Source organism: Streptomyces sp. NPDC029139 (genome assembly GCF_055564335.1).
Map to the genome: position 1 here is coordinate 127523 of NZ_JBVHWN010000011.1, position 15702 is coordinate 143224.

A 15702-nucleotide genomic window follows, 5' to 3' on the forward strand; every position below is an offset into this window, starting at 1 on the left:
GCGAACTCCCTCGTGGGCGGGTCGGTGGTCAGCCGACGCGCGTGACGGTCCTTGCGCTCAGGTCGACGATCAGGTTCCGGGTGTCGATCCACGAGCCGTTGAGGATCTTGGTGACGAGGCGGACGCACCGGTGCTCCCCGCAGGCCGCGAGTCGCGCGGGCACCTTCGCCTCGCGGTAGGTGCGGTAGACGTCGCCGTTGAACCAGAGCTGGTCCGTCGAGGTCAGCGCCTTGCCGGTGGCGTCCTTGTAGTCCTCCTGGACCCCCTTGCCGAGCGGGCTCGCGAGGATCAGCTCCAGGGCCTCGCGCAGCTCCTCGGGGTGCGGAGAGGGCTGGACCCCGCGCTGCTCGCCCGCGTGCTCCACCTTCCCGGTCACGAGGTTGACGGTCCGGGTGAGCAGAGCGTCGGACTCGTAGTCGTAGAAGCGCACCTCGGCGCGGCGCGGCGCGCCCGGCTTGTCGATCTCTTCCGGAAGCGGATCGGCCAGTTCGGTGGCGAGGTGCTGGGGCCCGCGGCCCCCGTCGACGTCGCGCTGCGCCGAGGCGGCCGGCGGGGTCAGCGCCAGGGCCTCGGCCCGCTTCAGCTCGTCGTCGGTGAGCGGGTCGGTGCCCACCCCCCTGGCCCCCTCCGGCGGTGCGGCGACCACGGTCGCGGGCTCCGGAGCGGTACCGTCGGACGCGTCCGCCGCCGACGGCGGCGGTACGGACGCGGCGGTACGGCTCCGGGAGGCGTCGTCCGCCCCCGCGGCCCCCGGCAGGGTGATCCCGACCATGACGGCGGTCCCCGTCACCGCCATGGCCGCACCCGCCACCACCTTCCCCAGATGGCGGCGCACTATTTCGTACACACTTCCCCCCTGATCCCCCTTGTGCACTGGTCACCCGGTAGGACGGGCCGAAGTCCTAGGAGGTTGCCCGGTTTTCGGGCAGGATCTGGCCGAAGTGCACTCCAACACCCGGATCAGAATGGAAGAGTCGTATCTATGCAGGTCTGGCCGGGACAGGCGTATCCCCTGGGCGCCACCTACGACGGCGCCGGAACGAACTTCGCGGTCTTCTCGGAGACCGCCGACAGAATCGAGCTGTGTCTGATCCATGACGACGGGTCGGAGACGGCCGTCGAGCTGCGCGAGACGGACGCCTTCGTCCGCCACGCCTATCTGCCGGGCGTGATGCCCGGCCAGCGCTACGGCTTCCGGGTCCACGGTCCGTACGCGCCGGAGCACGGGCAGCGCTGCAACGCGGCGAAGCTGCTCCTGGACCCGTACGCCCGGGCGGTCTCGGGCTCCATCGACTGGGGCGAGGCGGTGTACGGCTACCACTTCGGACGGCCGGACTCCCGCAACGACCTCGACTCGGCGCCCCACACCATGACCTCGGTCGTGGTCAATCCGTATTTCGACTGGGGCGACGACCGGCGTCCGCGGACCGACTACCACCGCACGGTGATCTACGAGGCCCACGTGAAGGGCCTGACGATGCTCCATCCGGAGCTTCCCGAGGAACTGCGCGGCACGTACGCGGGTCTCGCCCACCCGTCGGTGATCGGGCACCTCAAGGAACTGGGCGTCACGGCGCTGGAACTGATGCCGGTCCACCAGTTCGTCAACGACCACCGGCTGGTGGACGCGGGTCTGGCGAACTACTGGGGCTACAACACCATCGGGTTCTTCGCCCCGCACAACGCCTACGCCTCCTGGGGCGACCGGGGCCAGCAGGTCCTGGAGTTCAAGTCGGCGGTCAAGGCGCTGCACCAGGCCGGGATCGAGGTCATCCTCGACGTGGTCTACAACCACACGGCGGAGGGCAACCACCTGGGGCCGACGCTCTCGTTCCGGGGCCTGGACAACCCCTCGTACTACCGTCTCGTGGACGACGCGCCCCAGCACTACTTCGACACCACGGGCACCGGGAACTCGCTGCTCATGCGGTCCCCGCACGTGCTGCAGATGATCATGGACAGTCTGCGGTACTGGGTGACGGAAATGCACGTCGACGGCTTCCGCTTCGACCTGGCGGCGACCCTCGCCCGTCAGTTCCACGAGGTGGACCGGCTGTCGTCGTTCTTCGACCTGGTGCAGCAGGACCCGGTGGTCAGCCAGGTGAAGCTGATCGCCGAGCCCTGGGACGTGGGCGAGGGCGGCTACCAGGTGGGCAACTTCCCGCCGCTGTGGACCGAGTGGAACGGCAAGTACCGGGACTGTGTCCGGGACCTGTGGCGGGGCGAGCCCCGGACGCTCGCGGAGTTCGCCTCCCGGCTGACCGGCTCGTCCGACCTGTACCAGGACGACGGTCGGCGGCCGCTCGCCTCGGTCAACTTCGTCACCTGCCACGACGGGTTCACGCTGCGCGACCTCGTCTCGTACGACCAGAAGCACAACGAGGCGAACGGTGAGGGCAACCGGGACGGTGAGAGCCACAACCGGTCGTGGAACTGCGGCGCCGAGGGCGACACGGACGACATCGGCATCATCGAACTGCGCAAGCGGCAGATGCGGAACTTCCTCGCCACGCTGATGCTGTCGCAGGGCGTGCCGATGCTGAGCCACGGTGACGAGTTCGGGCGGACGCAGGGCGGCAACAACAACGCGTACTGCCAGGACAACGAGGTGTCGTGGGTGCGCTGGCCGGAACCGGGCAGCGACGCGGACGGCTCGCTGCTCGAGTTCACCCGGGCGATGGTGCGGCTGCGGCGGGACCATCCGGTCTTCCGGCGGCGGCGCTTCTTCCACGGGCGGCCAGTGGAGGGCACGCACGACGAGCTCACGGACATCGCCTGGTTCACCCCTGAGGGGGAGGAGATGACGGCGCGGGACTGGCAGGCGGCGCACGCGCAGGCGCTGTCGGTCTTCCTGAACGGCAACGCGATCTCGGAGCCGGGGCCGCAGGGGGAACGGATCGCCGACGACTCCTTCCTGCTGATGTTCAACGCGTCGTCGCAGGAGCTGGAGTTCGAGGTGCCGATCAACCACGGCGAGTCCTGGCGGGTGGTGGTGGACACCTCCCATCCGGAGGGGATCCCTCCGCAGGAGGGCCCGAAGGTGGCGGCGGGCGAACGGGTGATGCTGGCCCCCCTGAGCCTGACGGTCCTCCGCCGCCCGGCATAGAGGGGCGGGGGCGGGGCCCGCTGGGCGGTGCCCCGCCCCCGGCCCCACCTGGTCGTGGGCGTTCGTTCGGCCGGGCCGGAACGAATGCCCACCCCACACGCATGGGCTCAGGGGGTGGGCAGCGGCGTTCGCCGGGGGTCCTGGGTGCGGGTCGTCCAGGAGAGCGCCGCACAGAGGGCCGCCGACGTCACCGCCACCGCGAACGCCGCCGGCGCCCCGTGGGTGTCCGCCAGGCGGCCCGACAGGGCCAGGGCGAGTGCCTGCCCACCGACGATCCCGCTCGTCAGGAACGCCATGGACTCGGCGAGCCGGGACGCAGGGACGGTCCGCTCCGTGAGGCCGAAGACGGTGATCAGATGGGGCGCGTACGCGGCGCCGAGGACGACGACCACCGCGTACAGGCCCGTCAGCGAGTCGACGAACACCAGCGGCACGGAGAGGACGACGAGCGCGCCCGTCGCCGTCCGCCAGCGCGTCCGCAGCCCGATCCGCGCCGGCACGGCGGCCATGGACAACCCGACGGCGGCGCTCATCACCCCCATCGCGGCGTAGACGAGCCCGGCCTGGGCCGGCACCCCGAGCCGCTCGGTGAGCGCGGTGATCCCGGCCTGCGAGGCCCCGAACATGGCGCCCTGGAGCACCATGGTGACCCGCAGGGCGTACACGGACCCCGGCAGCCGTCCCCGTTCGGCGGCAGCCGTACGGGTGATGGTGGGCCGGGCCGCCCCGGCGGAGGGGTGCAGGGCGAACGCCGTGCCGCAGGTGGCCAGGAGCGCCGCGGCCAGCAGGAGGGCGGCGGCCGGATGGGCGAGCGCGGCGGCGAGCCCCACGAGGGCCGGGCCGAGCACGAACGAGACCTCGTCCAGGGTGCCTTCGAAGGAGAGCACCGTCCCCACCAGCCGGTCGTCCCCGCCGGAGCTCCGGGCCAGGGCGACCGATCGTGTCCGGGCGAGCGGCCCGACCTGCGGGACGGTCGCTCCGGCGAGCGCGCCGAGGACCATCAGCCGGCCGGTCGACGCGTGCGCGAGCGCCGCGAGGACGAGGGCCGCGACGGCCACCGCGTTGACCAGGGACGCCACGAGCACCACGCCGCGCTGACCGCGCCGGTCGGCGAGCCGGCCGATGACCGGTCCGGCGACGGTCTGTCCCGCCGCCAGCGCCCCTCCCGCGAGCCCCGCCGTCGTCAGGGAGCCGCTCGTCTCGGCGACCAGGAGCAGGCTGCCGACCTGGCACATGGCGGTGGGCAGCCGCCCCAGGAAAGAGACGACCGGGAGCGCCGCGCCGAGCAGCGACAGGGTGTCGCGATACATGCGAAGCATCGGCCGAACGTAACGCGATGCACACGAACGGACGCATGAGGCGATGACACAGAAGCCTCCAGGCCGGGTACGTACGTTCGCATGACGCCCTCGTTCACCGTCCCGAAGGTCCCCACCGCCACCTATCGGCTCCAACTCCAGCCGGAGTTCCCCTTCTCCGCCGCCGAGCGGGCGGTCCCGTATCTCGCCGGCCTCGGGGTGTCCCACGTCCACCTCTCCCCCGTCCTGGAGGCCGTGCCCGGCTCCACCCACGGCTACGACGTGACCGACCACCGCACGATCCGGCGGGAGCTGGGCGGTGAGGAGGGGCTGCGGGCGCTCGCGGCGACCGCCCGGTCGCACGGCCTCGGCCTGGTCGTGGACCTGGTGCCCAATCACATGGCCATGTCGCCCGTGCACAACCACGCCCTGCGCGCCGTGCTCCGCGACGGCCCCGACTCGCCGTACGCCCGCTGGTTCGACATCGACTGGGCGGCGGGCGACGGCCGGATCCTGCTGCCCGTGCTGCCGGCGAGGCTGCCGGAGGTCCGGGAGCGGATGCGGGTCGCCGACGGCGCGCTGTGGCTGGACGGGCAGGACTTCCCGCTCCGCGCGGGCACCGAGGGGCTGCCCCTGCCCGAGCTGCTCGACGCCCAGTATTACCGGCCGGCCTGGTGGCGGCTGGCCCGGACCGAGCTCAACTACCGCCGGTTCTTCACCATCTCGGACCTGATCGGGGTGCGGGTGGAGGATCCCGAGGTGTTCGACGCGACCCACGGCAAGATCGTGGAGCTGGTACGGGACGGGGTGATCGAGGGGCTGCGGATCGACCACCCGGACGGGCTCGCCGACCCGGAGGGCTATCTGGAGCGGCTGCGCGCGGCGACGGGCGGACGGTGCTGGACGGTGGTGGAGAAGATCCTCACCGGCACGGAGCCGCTGCCGCCGACCTGGCCCGTGGCGGGGACGACCGGTTACGACGCCCTGCGGTACGTCGACGGCGTCTTCGTGGACGCCGTCGGGGCCGACGAGCTCCTGGACGTGTACCGGCAGTTCGTCGGACGGGCCGGGGACCGGGGCGGCATCTGGGAGGCGACGGCCCGCCGCGCCGCGTACAAGGTCGTGACGCACGAACTGGCCGCGGAGACCGCCGCGCTCACCCGGATGGCCGAGCGGATCTGCTCCGCCGACCCGGAGCTCCGCGACCACGCGCCCTGGGCGCTGCGGACGGCGATCAGCGAACTGCTGGTCCGTGTGCCGGTCTACCGCACCTACCGGACCGGCGGCGAGGCGGTCCTCACCCCCGACGCGGCCCGTGGGGCGAAGGCGGCCTTCGCCGTACCGGAGGAGGCCGCTGCCGTCGACACCGTGCGGGACCTGGCGCTGGGGCGGCTCGGCGACGGCCCCGAACACGAGGCGTTCCGTGCACGGTTCGCGCAGACGTCCTCCGCGCTGCGCGCCAAGTCCGTGGAGGACACCGCCTTCTACCGCTACACCCCCCTCCTGTCGGCGAACGAGGTGGGCGGTGACCCGGGCCGTCCCGCCGTCGCGCCCGAGGAGTTCCACGCGTACTGCCTGCGGCTGGCCCGGGACTGGCCGGCCACCGGGACGGTGCTGTCCACGCACGACACCAAGCGCAGCGCGGACGTCCGGGCGGGAATCGCGGTCCTCTCCCAGTGCCCCGCGGTCTGGGCGTCGTTGCTGGAGGAGGTCGCCGGGGTGCCGGCGCCCGACCCCCATCTGGCGTGGACGGCCTGGCAGACCGCGTTCGGCTTCGGCACGCCGGACGCCGACCGGCTCGGTCCGGCGGTGCTGAAGTCCGTACGGGAGGCGGGGCTGCACACCAGCTGGACGGAGCCGGATCCGGTGTACGAGCGGGCCGTGGCCGAGTTCGTGGCGGCCGGGCCCGGCCGGATTCCGCTGCGGGCGGCGTCGGAGGCGGCGTTCGCCCTGGAGCCGCACATCCGGGCGCAGGTGCTCGGCGCGGCGCTCGTCCAGCTGACGATGCCGGGCGTGCCGGAGCTCTACCAGGGGACGGAGCGGGAGTACCGCGCCCTGGTCGACCCGGACAACCGGCAGCCGTTCGCGATCGGGGCGGACGACGACAAGACGGCGGTGGTCCGGGCGGCACTGCGGCTGCGGCGGATGCATCCGGAACTCTTCACCGCGCCGGGGAGCTACACGCCGCTGTCCGCGTCCGGGGCGGCGGCGCCGCACTGCCTGGCCTTCGCCCGCGGTGAAGGCGGCTCGGCCGAGGTGGTCACGGCGGTGACCCGGCTCCCGCTGCGCCTCGCGGAGGCGGGCGGCTGGCAGGACACGCAGCTGACCCTGCCGCCGGGGCCCTGGTTCGATCTCCTCGACGACGTACGGGAGTTCACGGGCGGCGCAGTGAAGCTCGCCGAGCTCTTCGACGAGCGGCCGGTGGCGTTGCTCAGCCGCCGGGACGTACGAGAAGGCTCCGCGGGGCGCGGGTGATGAGCCCGGTCGGCTCGGGCCGGAAACCCTCGGCGAGGCGGAGGCGGGGCATGGAGTGGAGCAGCGCCCGCAGGGCGTACTCCGCCTCGAGCCCCGCGAGGAGTACGGCGGGGCAGGCACCGCTGCCGTAGGTGAGCTGGCCCGCGTCGTCGCGCAGGGGGTCGTAGCGGTCGGGTTCGCGGAATCGCTCGGGGTCGCGGCTCGCGGCCCCGATCAGCAGAGCCACGGACTGCCCCGCCGGGATCGTGCCGCCGCTGACCCGCACCTCGGCGGCGGTGCGCCGGACGGCGATCTGCACGGGCGGGTCGCGGCGCAGCGATTCCGTCCAGGCGCGGGCGATCTGTCCGGGCGGTGCGTCACAGAGGGCCGCCGCGCGTTCCGGCTCGGCGAGCACGTTGGCGAGGAAGGAGGCGAGGGCCTTCTCCCGTACGGTGATCTGGCCCGTGCACTGGCCGGCGAGCGCGGATGCGGCGCGGCCGCGGACGAGGCGCATCATGTCCCGGTAGGGCACGCCGACGGCGGCGGCGACGGTGCCGGCGGGCAGCCAGTGGCAGAAGTCGGCGACCAGGTCGGCCCGGGGCCGGTCGGCGATCCGGCGGGCCAGGACGAAGGCGGTGCGGGCGGTGACGCTCCGGAGCTCGTCCTCGTCGACGTCGGCGTGCGTCTGCGCGCAGGGCGGGTCGCCGGGGCGGTGGCCGTGGGTGAAGCGGGCGTCGGTGAGGGCGGTGGCGACATCGGCGTACCGGCTGAGCACCCAGGCGCGCAGCAGCGGGTCGTAGGTGAGCGGGAACTCCTCGCGCAGGACCCGGTGGACCCGGTGGGGGTCGCGGGTGGCGCCCGGGTCGAGCGGGCTGGGCGCGACGGTCCGGCTCGGTGACGGCCCTGCGGAACCGTGCGGGTCCGCGTGCGGGTCCGGACGGACGCGCCCGGCGCCGGTGTGATGGGCCCCCGCGCTCGGGTGCGCCGCCTGCTGTGCGCGCGGAGGCGCCGCCGGCTGCGGGCGCCGGGGCGCCGCGGGCCGCATGGGGGGCAGGGCCGCCCAGCCGTCCCGTCGTATCCCCGCGTTCGAGTCGTCGCTCATCGCGCCCCCTGTCGGTCCACCGTGAGTGCGTCTCCCCACCCCACCACCGCGCCGAGACCACCGCAGCCCGCATACCGCCGAACGGGTGAATCCGGTCCAGGCCGGCGGAGCGCCCGCGGTCACCGCCCGGCGGCCTCGCGGGCGCGGCGCCGGGTCGGGTCGAGCGGCGGGGCGGGTCGGGTCGGCAGAGCGGCAGGCCGAGCGGGGTGGCCCGGAGCGGGCGGCGCGGGACGGACGCGGGTGCCGGGCCGCCCGCGGTCACCGCCCGGCGGCCTCGCGGGCGCGGCGCCGGGTCGGGTCGGGTCGAGCGGCGGGGCGGGTCGGCCGAGCGGCGGGTCGAGCGCGGTGGCCCGGAGCGGGCGGCGCGGGACGGACGCGGGTGCCGGGCCGCGGCGGGCCGGCGCCGCACCCTCCCCGGCGCCGGCGCGCGCTGTCCGGGCAGGCCGGGCTGTCCGGCGCGGCCGGGAGCTCAGGCCAGGGTCTTGTCCCCGGCCGCGGCGCCCCGGCGGGCCCCGGTGCCGATGCCTGTGGCCTCGGCCCGCCCGGCGTCACCGATCCAGAAGTCGGCGCAGGAACTGGTGGACTCCGGTGTACGGAACAGGGGTTGCCCCACCCGTAGGGGAAGCCCCCGACGGGTGGGGCCGTTCACCGGAGCGAGAGCCGGAACGCCATCTGGCCGAAGGAGACCATGTCGCCGGCCCGCACGGCCACGGCGCCCGTGACCCGGCGCCCGTTGACGCTCGTGCCGTTGGTCGAGCCCAGGTCGCGCAGGACCCACAGGCCGCCCTGGAGGGAGAGTTCGGCGTGCAGCCGGGAGACCGTCTCGTGGCTGAGGCGCAGGCCGTTCGCCGGGTCGCGGCCGATCCGCAGCGGGTACGGGCCCGGTTCGGGCAGCAGCAGCTTCGGCAGCCGCTCGGCCTGCCAGGCGCGACCGAGCTTGGCCGTGAACGCGGACATCTTCTCGACCGCCCCGACCACCCGCCGCGTCCAGCCGGACTCGGTCTGCAGATCGGCGGTGAGCAGAGCCAGTTCGTCGGGCCGGCGTGCGACGAGCGCGCGCTCCATCCGGAACAGGAAGGTGTCGTGCGAGAGCCTGCCCTGCGCGGCGCCCTCACGGAGCAGCACCAGCGCACGGTCCCGCTCGGCGTCGGTGAGCCGAGCGGAGTGCGTGGGAAACTCGAAAGGCGTCGTCACACCGTGATTGTCGGGCCGAGGGGCCCGAAGTGTCCAGAACGAGGCCCGCGGGGGCTCCGGGAGGCCGCGTCACGACGCCCGTGGGCGGCCTCGGAGGTCGTGTCAGGCGCCGCGCGGGGCCACCAGGCCGGATTCGTAGGCGAGGACGACGAGCTGCGCGCGGTCGCGGGCGTGGAGCTTGGCCATGGCCCGGTTGATGTGGGTCTTGGCGGTCATCGGGCTGATCACCATGCGCTCCGCGATCTCGTCGTTGGACAGGCCGTGCGCGACGAGGACGACGGCCTCGCGTTCGCGGTCGGTCAACTCGGCCAGGCCCGTGCCGGTGGCGGTGTCGCGCGGCCGGGAGACGTACCGGTCGATCAGCTTGCGGGTGAGCGAGGGGGCGAGCAGGGCGTCGCCGCGCGCGGCGACGCGTACGGCGTGCAGGAAGTCCTCCGGCACGATGTCCTTGACGAGGAATCCGGCCGCGCCGGCGCGCAGCGCGTCGTAGACGTACTCGTCCAGCCCGTAGTTGGTCAGGACGACGACGTGCACCCCGGTCAGGGCCGGGTCCGCGGCGATCCGCCGGGTCGCCTCGATGCCGTCCATGACCGGCATCTGGATGTCGAGGAGCGCGATGTCGGGCAGGTGCCCGCGGGCGAGTTCCAGGCCCTCCTTGCCGTCGGCGGCCTCGGCCACCACCTCGATGTCGTCCTCGAGGTCGAGCAGCGCGCGGAACCCGCTGCGGATGAGCGGCTGGTCGTCGACGAGCAGGACACGGATCACGGCGTTCGCTCCAAGGGGAGTTCGGCCCGGACGGTGAAGCCCCGTTCGCCGCGCGGTTCCGCCCGCAGACGACCGCCGAGGGCGGTGACGCGTTCGCGCATCCCGAGCAGCCCGACGCCGGGCGTCGGCGGGGAGGCCGCGGTGGCCGTGCCGTCGTCGTCGACCTGTACGGCGAGGCCGTCGGGCCGGTAGTCGATGGTGACCGACGCGGTCGTGGCGGCGGCGTGCCGGGCGATGTTGGTCAGGGACTCCTGCACGATCCGGTAGGCGGTCCGGTCCACCGCCGCCGGCACGTCGTGCCGGCTCCCGGCTATGGTCAGCGTCGCCTCCAGGCCGGTCGTCCGGGCGCGTTCCACCAGTTCTGGAATGTGCTCGAGTCCGTGCGGCGGCGTGGTGTCGTCGTCGCGCAGCGCCTCCAGCGTCGCGCGCAGTTCCCGGGTGGCCTCGCGCGCGGCCTCCTGGATCGCCAGCAGGGCCGGCGGCACCTCTTCGCCGCGCTTGCGCGCCACATGGACGGCGGCCTCGGCCTGTACCTTGACGACCGAGATCTGGTGCGTGAGCGAATCGTGCAGTTCCCGCGCGATGTGCAGCCGCTCCTCGTCGGCGCGGCGGCGGGCCGTCTCCTCCCGCGTCCGCTCGGCTTCGTCCGCTCGCCGCTCGGCCTGCCGCAGCGCCTCCCCCGCGGCGCCGGCCGCGATCAGCCAGGCCAGCTCGAGCGCGCCGCGGGCCTGCGCGAAGGCCGCACCGGTGTCGTGCGGACCCGGGACGAGGGCCGCGAGGGGAAGAGCGGCCAGCATGGCCACGCTCGCCACCACCGTGACGGTGCGGTGTCCGGACCGTACGGCCGTGTACACCGCGAACAGGTAGGCCACGACGGGGACATCGAGACCTGCCGCCTGGTACCCCACCGCGCACAGCCCGGTGACGACCAGGACGGGGACCGGAGCGCGGCGGCGCGCGGCCAGCGCCAGACCGCCGGCCGCCAGCAGCACGAGGCCGAGCAGGTCGAGGCCCGTGCCGGTGGGCTGCTCGGACACGCCGGTGACCAGCAGCGCCGCGGTCACGCCGACGGCGATCACCCCGTCACCGACAGCGGCCGGGACACCGAACCGTCCTCTGTTCATGCGCGCACCCTAACCGGGCGCCGCGCGGGGGCGAGTCATGCCCGCGCAGGAGCGGACGACTACCGCGTACGCGGTACAGGGGCGGATTCTGCGGCGCCCGCGGTAGCGCGAAGTGTCCGCGTCCGGAGGACGACCGGTGGCGGGTCCGGCGGACAAGCTCAGGGTGTCAGCCGGAGGAGCAAGCAACAGAAGGAGCACCCCATGTCTGTCGGAATCCTGCTCTCGGCACCGGTCGCCGCGGCCGATGTCACCACCCTGAGCGCCGGACGGCTCGGGGCCACCACGGCCGCGCTGGTCGCGCTGACCGGCGTGGTCGTCGGCGGGCTGGCCCTCGCCCGCTCCGCCGGGCGTATCGGCCGGGGCCCCGGGCGGGGCGGCAGTGTCGTCGCCCTGGTGACGGGGCTGTTCGGCATCGTGCTCGGCGCGGTGTTCGTGGCGACGTCCGAGGGCGGCCTGGGCACCGGCAACGGGCTGGGCGGGGCCGTCGTGGCCGTGGTGGTGGGGGTGGCCGGGGTGGCCATCGGCGCTCGGGGCATCACCCGCTCCCGCCGCACCGCCCCCCGACCGGCCGGCCCGCTGCCCCGCTGACCCGCTGACCTGTGCGGATCCTGGACGGCACCGAAACGATCGCTGCTACGGTCTCGCTCTCGACTCCCAGGGGGACACACCGTGACCACGCCTTCTTCCGTGCCGTCGGCCGCTCATGACGGTCCGACAGTGCGCCCGCTCTCCGGACCGGAGGAACTGGAACTGTTCCTCGGCCTCAGCTACGTCCTCGATCACGAACTCGAGGACGACCTCGCCACGGGCCGCCGGGTGCCCGAGTGGATGTGGGTCGCCCTCCGGGGCGACCGGGTCCTGGCCAGGATCGCGTGGTGGACCGACAAGGAGGGCGGCGAACCGCTCGTCCTCGACTTCTTCGACCTCGACCCCGAACTGCCCGCCGGGGAGCGTGCCGAGATCGGTCTGCGTCTCCTGCGGACGGCGAGCGCCGCGGTCGTACCGGCGGCGGCCCCCACGTCGCGTGCGGCACTTCCGGAGTACGGCCGGTTCCTGCCGCCGGACTGGCGCGAGGTGTCCGAGACCCGCGAGCAGATGGGGATCCTGTTCGACGTACTGGAGCGCTCGGGCGCCCGCCCGCTGGTGGAGCGGCTTCGGCTGGAGTGGCGTCCCGGCACCCCCGTACCCGAGCCGACCGGACGGCTGGAGTTCCGCCCCGTGCGGGACCGTGAGGATCTGGTCGCGCTCATGACCCACGTCATGGAGGGCACGCTCGACGCACACGGCCAGGCGGATCTGGCGTCCGGTCTCCCGGCGCGCGAGGCGGCGGAGAAGCACTACGACGGCGAGTTCGCGCACTACGCCTCGCCGCGGGAGTGGTGGCAGGTCGCCCAGCTGCCGGAGAGCGGTGAACCGGTCGGCTTCGTCGTCCCGGCACGGAACAACTACCACCACACCATCGCGTACATCGGTGTACTTCCCGCCCATCGCGGCAAGGGATACATCGACGACATCCTTGCGGCGGGCACCCGCGTGCTGGCCGGTCAGGAGGTGCCGCGCATCCGCGCGGGGACCGACCTCGCCAATGCGCCGATGGCGAAGGCCTTCGCCCGAGCGGGTTACGTGACCTTCGAGCGGGCGATCAACTTCGTCTGGGACGCGCCGGGCGTGGCGGGGTCCTGACTGCCAGGATGGACGCCGTAGACGTTGTCGTCGTGTGTGGTCCATCGACGAGGGGATCGACCGGTGCTGTTCGAGGTGTGGGCCCCGCAGGCCCGTGACCGGGTGACGCTGGAGCTGAACGGCACCGGGCACCCGCTGGAGCGGGACGCCGAGCGGGAGGGCTGGTGGACGGGGGTCGTCGCGGCCGGCGACGGCGACCGCTACGGCTTCTCGCTGGACGGCGGGCCCGTGCTGCCCGACCCCCGGTCCCGCCGCCAGCCGGACGGTCCGGACGGGCTCAGCGCGGTCGTCGACCACTCCGCGTTCGTCTGGTTCAACGAGGCCCCGCGGCTGCGGCTGCGCGCCGCGGTCCTGTACGAGCTGCACATCGGGACCTTCACGCCCGACGGGACCCTGGACGCGGCCGCCGAGCGGCTCGGGGAGCTGGCCGGGCTCGGCATCACCCATGTGGAGCTCATGCCGCTGTGTCCTTTCCCGGGGACGCGTGGCTGGGGGTACGACGGCGTCGCGCCGTGGGCGGTCCACGAGCCGTACGGCGGACCGACGGCGCTGAAGCGGTTCGTCGACACGGCGCACGGGCTCGGCCTGGGTGTGGTCCTGGACGTGGTCCACAACCACCTCGGCCCGTCCGGTAACCATCTGCCCTCCTTCGGGCCGTACTTCACGGACACGCACCACACGCCGTGGGGCGCCGCCGTGAACCTGGACGCGCCGGGCTCGGACGAGGTCCGCGCGTATCTGCTCGGCAGCGCCCTTGCCTGGCTGCAGGACTACCGGATCGACGGGCTCCGTCTGGACGCGGTGCACGCCCTCGCGGACACCCGGGCCCTGACGTTCCTGGAGGAGCTGTCGGAAGCGGTGGACGAGCTGGCGCGGGAGCAGGGCCGCCAGCACTTCCTGATCGCCGAGTCGGACCAGGCCGATCCCCGGACGACCACCCCGCGCGTCGCGGGCGGGCTCGGCATCCACGCCCAGTGGAACGACGACTTCCACCACGCCCTGCACACGGCGCTGACCGGGGAGTCCCAGGGCTACTACGCCGACTTCGCGCGCGCCCCACTGGCCGCGCTCGGCAAGTCCCTGACCCATGTCTTCTTCCACGACGGTACGTACTCGAGCTTCCGGGGCCGCCACCACGGCCGCCCGGTGGACCGGGTCCGCACCCCCGCGCACCGCTTCCTGGCCTACGCCCAGACGCACGACCAGATCGGCAACCGCGCGCTGGGCGACCGGCTCTCCGCGACCCTCTCCCCCGGGCTGCTCGCCTGCGCGGCGACGCTCGTCCTGACCGGGCCGTCGGTCCCCATGCTGTTCATGGGCGAGGAGTGGGGGGCCACCACGCCCTGGCAGTACTTCACCGACCACACGGACCCGGAGCTCGCGGAGGCCGTACGGCAGGGCCGGCGGCGGGAGTTCGCGTCGCACGGCTGGGCGGAGGAGGACATTCCCGATCCGCAGGACCCGGCCACCCGGGACCGTTCCGTCCTGGACCGCACGGAACGCGAACGCGCCCCGCACAACCGGCTGCTCGCCTGGCACCGTGAGCTGATCGCGCTGCGCCGCACCCTGCCGGACCTGACCGACCCGGACCTGGCCGCGGTCCGGGTCGCGTTCGACGAGGACGCCCGCTGGCTGGCGTTCCGCCGCGGCGTGCTGCGGATCGCGGTCAACCTGGGCAAGGAGCCGGCGGAGATCCCGCTCGGCACGAACGGCCGCGACCGGGTCCTCGCCACCTGGGAGCCGGTCGAGGCTCCGGCCGCGGACGGGCTGCTGCGGCTGCCGGCGGAGTGCGCGGTGATCCTGACGGACGGCTGAGCCCGCCGCGCACCTGGCTACTCCACGACGGCCATCTCGCGCGGGGTGTGGTTGAACCGGCGGCCCGAGCCGTCCTCGTCCGCCGTCACGATGTCCTCGATGCGGACGCCGAAGCGGCCCGGCAGATAGATCCCCGGCTCGATGGAGAAGCACATGCCGGGCACGATCGGCCGCTCCTCGCCCTCGATCATGTAGGGCGGCTCGTGGGTGGTGACCCCGATGCCGTGGCCGGTGCGGTGGATGAAGTACGCGCCGTAGCCGGCGTCCGTGATCACCTTGCGGGCCGCGCGGTCCACCTCCTGGCAGGCGGCGCCCGGCCGGACGGCCTCGAAGCCGGCCTGCTGGGCCTCCCGCACCACGTCGTGGACGCGCTGCTCCTCGGCGGTCGGCTCGCCGACGTGGACGGTTCGGGTGGTGTCGGAGCCGTAACCGTGCTTGAGCCCGCCGAAGTCGAGCACGACCATGTCACCGCGCTCGATGACCCGCTCCCCCGCCTCGTGGTGGGGGTCGGCGCCGTTGGGCCCGGATCCGACGACGGTGAAGTCGACCTGGGTGACCGAACCGCAGCAGCGCGGCGGCGAGGTCGGCCGCGACCTCGGTCTCCCTGCGGCCCGCGAAGCGGACGGTGAGGATCTCCCGGTAGGCCTCGTCGGCGGCCGCGCCCGCGGCGGCGATCCGCTCGACTTCATGGGCGTCCTTGACGGCCCGCAGCATCGGCAGCGCCTCGGTGAGCGAGACGTACGAGGTGGCGGGCAGCCTCTTCTGCAGCCCGAGCAGGTGCATCGCCCAGGCGTTGTCGCTGACGCCGAAACGACCGGTGCTGCCGAGCAGAGGAGCGGTGACGGCGTACGGGTCGTGGCCGTCGGTCCAGTCCCGCAGGGTGAGCGCGGGGGCGCCCGGGGCCTTCGCGGCGTCCGGGGCCTCCAGCGTCGGTACGACGAGGACCGGGTCACGGCCCGCCGCGATGACGAGGACGGTGAGCCGTTCGGTGGTCGCGGTCGGCTGATAACCGGTCAGATGGACCAGGTCGGGGCCGGGCGCGACGAGGAGGCCGGCGAGTCCGGCCGCCGCCGCCGACTCGGCGGCGCGGGCCATCCGGGCGCGGTAGTCCTCGGCGGTGAAGGGCGGGGGCGGGGTCGATCGCGACATGGGGTCATCCTG

Annotated in this window: 12 protein-coding genes and 1 pseudogene; 5 read left to right on the top strand and 8 right to left on the bottom strand. The window is 73.8% G+C overall.

The window, feature by feature from the left end; all coding sequences use genetic code 11:
- Window positions 1–28: 28 nt before the first annotated feature.
- Window positions 29–847, bottom strand: a complete 819-nt coding sequence (locus ACZ4VW_RS23715) for a Tat pathway signal sequence domain protein (protein ID WP_467965546.1) — start codon at window positions 845–847, stop codon at window positions 29–31.
- A 135-nt stretch (window positions 848–982) separates the two neighbouring features.
- Here ACZ4VW_RS23715 and glgX point away from each other — a divergent pair, with 135 nt between their 5' ends.
- A complete protein-coding gene (gene glgX, locus ACZ4VW_RS23720) occupies window positions 983–3106 on the top strand; it encodes a glycogen debranching protein GlgX (RefSeq protein ID WP_467965548.1) in 2124 nt (707 codons plus the stop codon).
- 107 nt (window positions 3107–3213) lie between these two features.
- On the opposite strand, the gene ACZ4VW_RS23725 is transcribed toward glgX, so the two are convergent.
- Window positions 3214–4416, bottom strand: coding sequence for an MFS transporter (locus ACZ4VW_RS23725; RefSeq protein ID WP_467965742.1), 1203 nt, complete (start codon window positions 4414–4416; stop codon window positions 3214–3216).
- A gap of 90 nt (window positions 4417–4506) precedes the next feature.
- On the opposite strand from ACZ4VW_RS23725, the gene treY reads away from it, so the two are divergent.
- Window positions 4507–6879 carry a malto-oligosyltrehalose synthase gene (gene treY / locus ACZ4VW_RS23730; RefSeq protein WP_467965550.1) on the top strand — a complete coding sequence of 791 codons (2373 nt, stop codon included), beginning with the start codon at window positions 4507–4509 and terminating at the stop codon, window positions 6877–6879.
- On the opposite strand, the gene ACZ4VW_RS23735 is transcribed toward treY, so the two are convergent.
- The 5 genes from ACZ4VW_RS23735 to ACZ4VW_RS23755 all read right to left on the bottom strand — a co-directional run bounded on the left by ACZ4VW_RS23735 (window position 6836) and on the right by ACZ4VW_RS23755 (window position 11043).
- Window positions 6836–7960 (bottom strand): cytochrome P450, encoded by a 1125-nt coding sequence (locus ACZ4VW_RS23735; RefSeq protein ID WP_467965552.1) that lies wholly within the window; start codon window positions 7958–7960, stop codon window positions 6836–6838. The two genes, treY and ACZ4VW_RS23735, sit on opposite strands and share 44 nt — an antisense overlap.
- 469 nt (window positions 7961–8429) lie before the next feature.
- Window positions 8430–8573 (bottom strand): hypothetical protein, encoded by a 144-nt coding sequence (locus ACZ4VW_RS23740; protein ID WP_467965554.1) that lies wholly within the window; start codon window positions 8571–8573, stop codon window positions 8430–8432.
- A gap of 32 nt (window positions 8574–8605) precedes the next feature.
- Window positions 8606–9154, bottom strand: a complete 549-nt coding sequence (locus ACZ4VW_RS23745; protein ID WP_467965556.1) for a DUF1707 and FHA domain-containing protein — start codon at window positions 9152–9154, stop codon at window positions 8606–8608.
- A gap of 102 nt (window positions 9155–9256) precedes the next feature.
- Window positions 9257–9919 carry a response regulator gene (locus ACZ4VW_RS23750; protein WP_467965558.1) on the bottom strand — a complete coding sequence of 221 codons (663 nt, stop codon included), beginning with the start codon at window positions 9917–9919 and terminating at the stop codon, window positions 9257–9259.
- A complete protein-coding gene (locus ACZ4VW_RS23755) occupies window positions 9916–11043 on the bottom strand; it encodes a sensor histidine kinase (RefSeq protein WP_467965560.1) in 1128 nt (375 codons plus the stop codon). Before ACZ4VW_RS23755 ends, ACZ4VW_RS23750 begins: the two co-directional genes overlap by 4 nt.
- Before the next feature lie 201 nt (window positions 11044–11244).
- Between ACZ4VW_RS23755 and ACZ4VW_RS23760 the strand changes: the two genes are divergently transcribed.
- The 3 genes from ACZ4VW_RS23760 to treZ all read left to right on the top strand — a co-directional run bounded on the left by ACZ4VW_RS23760 (window position 11245) and on the right by treZ (window position 14541).
- On the top strand, window positions 11245–11631 hold the full coding sequence (locus tag ACZ4VW_RS23760; RefSeq protein WP_467965562.1) for a DUF6223 family protein: 387 nt from the start codon (window positions 11245–11247) through the stop codon (window positions 11629–11631).
- Window positions 11632–11730: 99 nt separating this feature from the next.
- Window positions 11731–12726: a GNAT family N-acetyltransferase gene (locus tag ACZ4VW_RS23765; RefSeq protein ID WP_467965744.1), complete on the top strand. Its 996-nt coding sequence runs from the start codon at window positions 11731–11733 to the stop codon at window positions 12724–12726.
- A gap of 63 nt (window positions 12727–12789) precedes the next feature.
- Window positions 12790–14541 carry a malto-oligosyltrehalose trehalohydrolase gene (gene treZ / locus ACZ4VW_RS23770; protein WP_467965564.1) on the top strand — a complete coding sequence of 584 codons (1752 nt, stop codon included), beginning with the start codon at window positions 12790–12792 and terminating at the stop codon, window positions 14539–14541.
- A gap of 17 nt (window positions 14542–14558) precedes the next feature.
- Here treZ and ACZ4VW_RS23775 read toward each other — a convergent pair.
- Window positions 14559–15690: pseudogene (locus tag ACZ4VW_RS23775) on the bottom strand (M24 family metallopeptidase).
- Between the last annotated feature and the right edge of the window lie 12 nt (window positions 15691–15702).

Bases quoted from the DNA above. Each gene is read 5' to 3' on its own strand.
- glgX (WP_467965548.1), top strand. From the start codon at position 983: ATGCAGGTCTGGCCGGGACAGGCGTATCCCCTGGGCGCCACCTACGAC.
- ACZ4VW_RS23725 (WP_467965742.1), bottom strand. From the start codon at position 4,416: ATGTATCGCGACACCCTGTCGCTGCTCGGCGCGGCGCTCCCGGTCGTC.
- treY (WP_467965550.1), top strand. From the start codon at position 4,507: ATGACGCCCTCGTTCACCGTCCCGAAGGTCCCCACCGCCACCTATCGG.
- ACZ4VW_RS23735 (WP_467965552.1), bottom strand. From the start codon at position 7,960: ATGAGCGACGACTCGAACGCGGGGATACGACGGGACGGCTGGGCGGCC.
- ACZ4VW_RS23755 (WP_467965560.1), bottom strand. From the start codon at position 11,043: ATGAACAGAGGACGGTTCGGTGTCCCGGCCGCTGTCGGTGACGGGGTG.
- ACZ4VW_RS23760 (WP_467965562.1), top strand. From the start codon at position 11,245: ATGTCTGTCGGAATCCTGCTCTCGGCACCGGTCGCCGCGGCCGATGTC.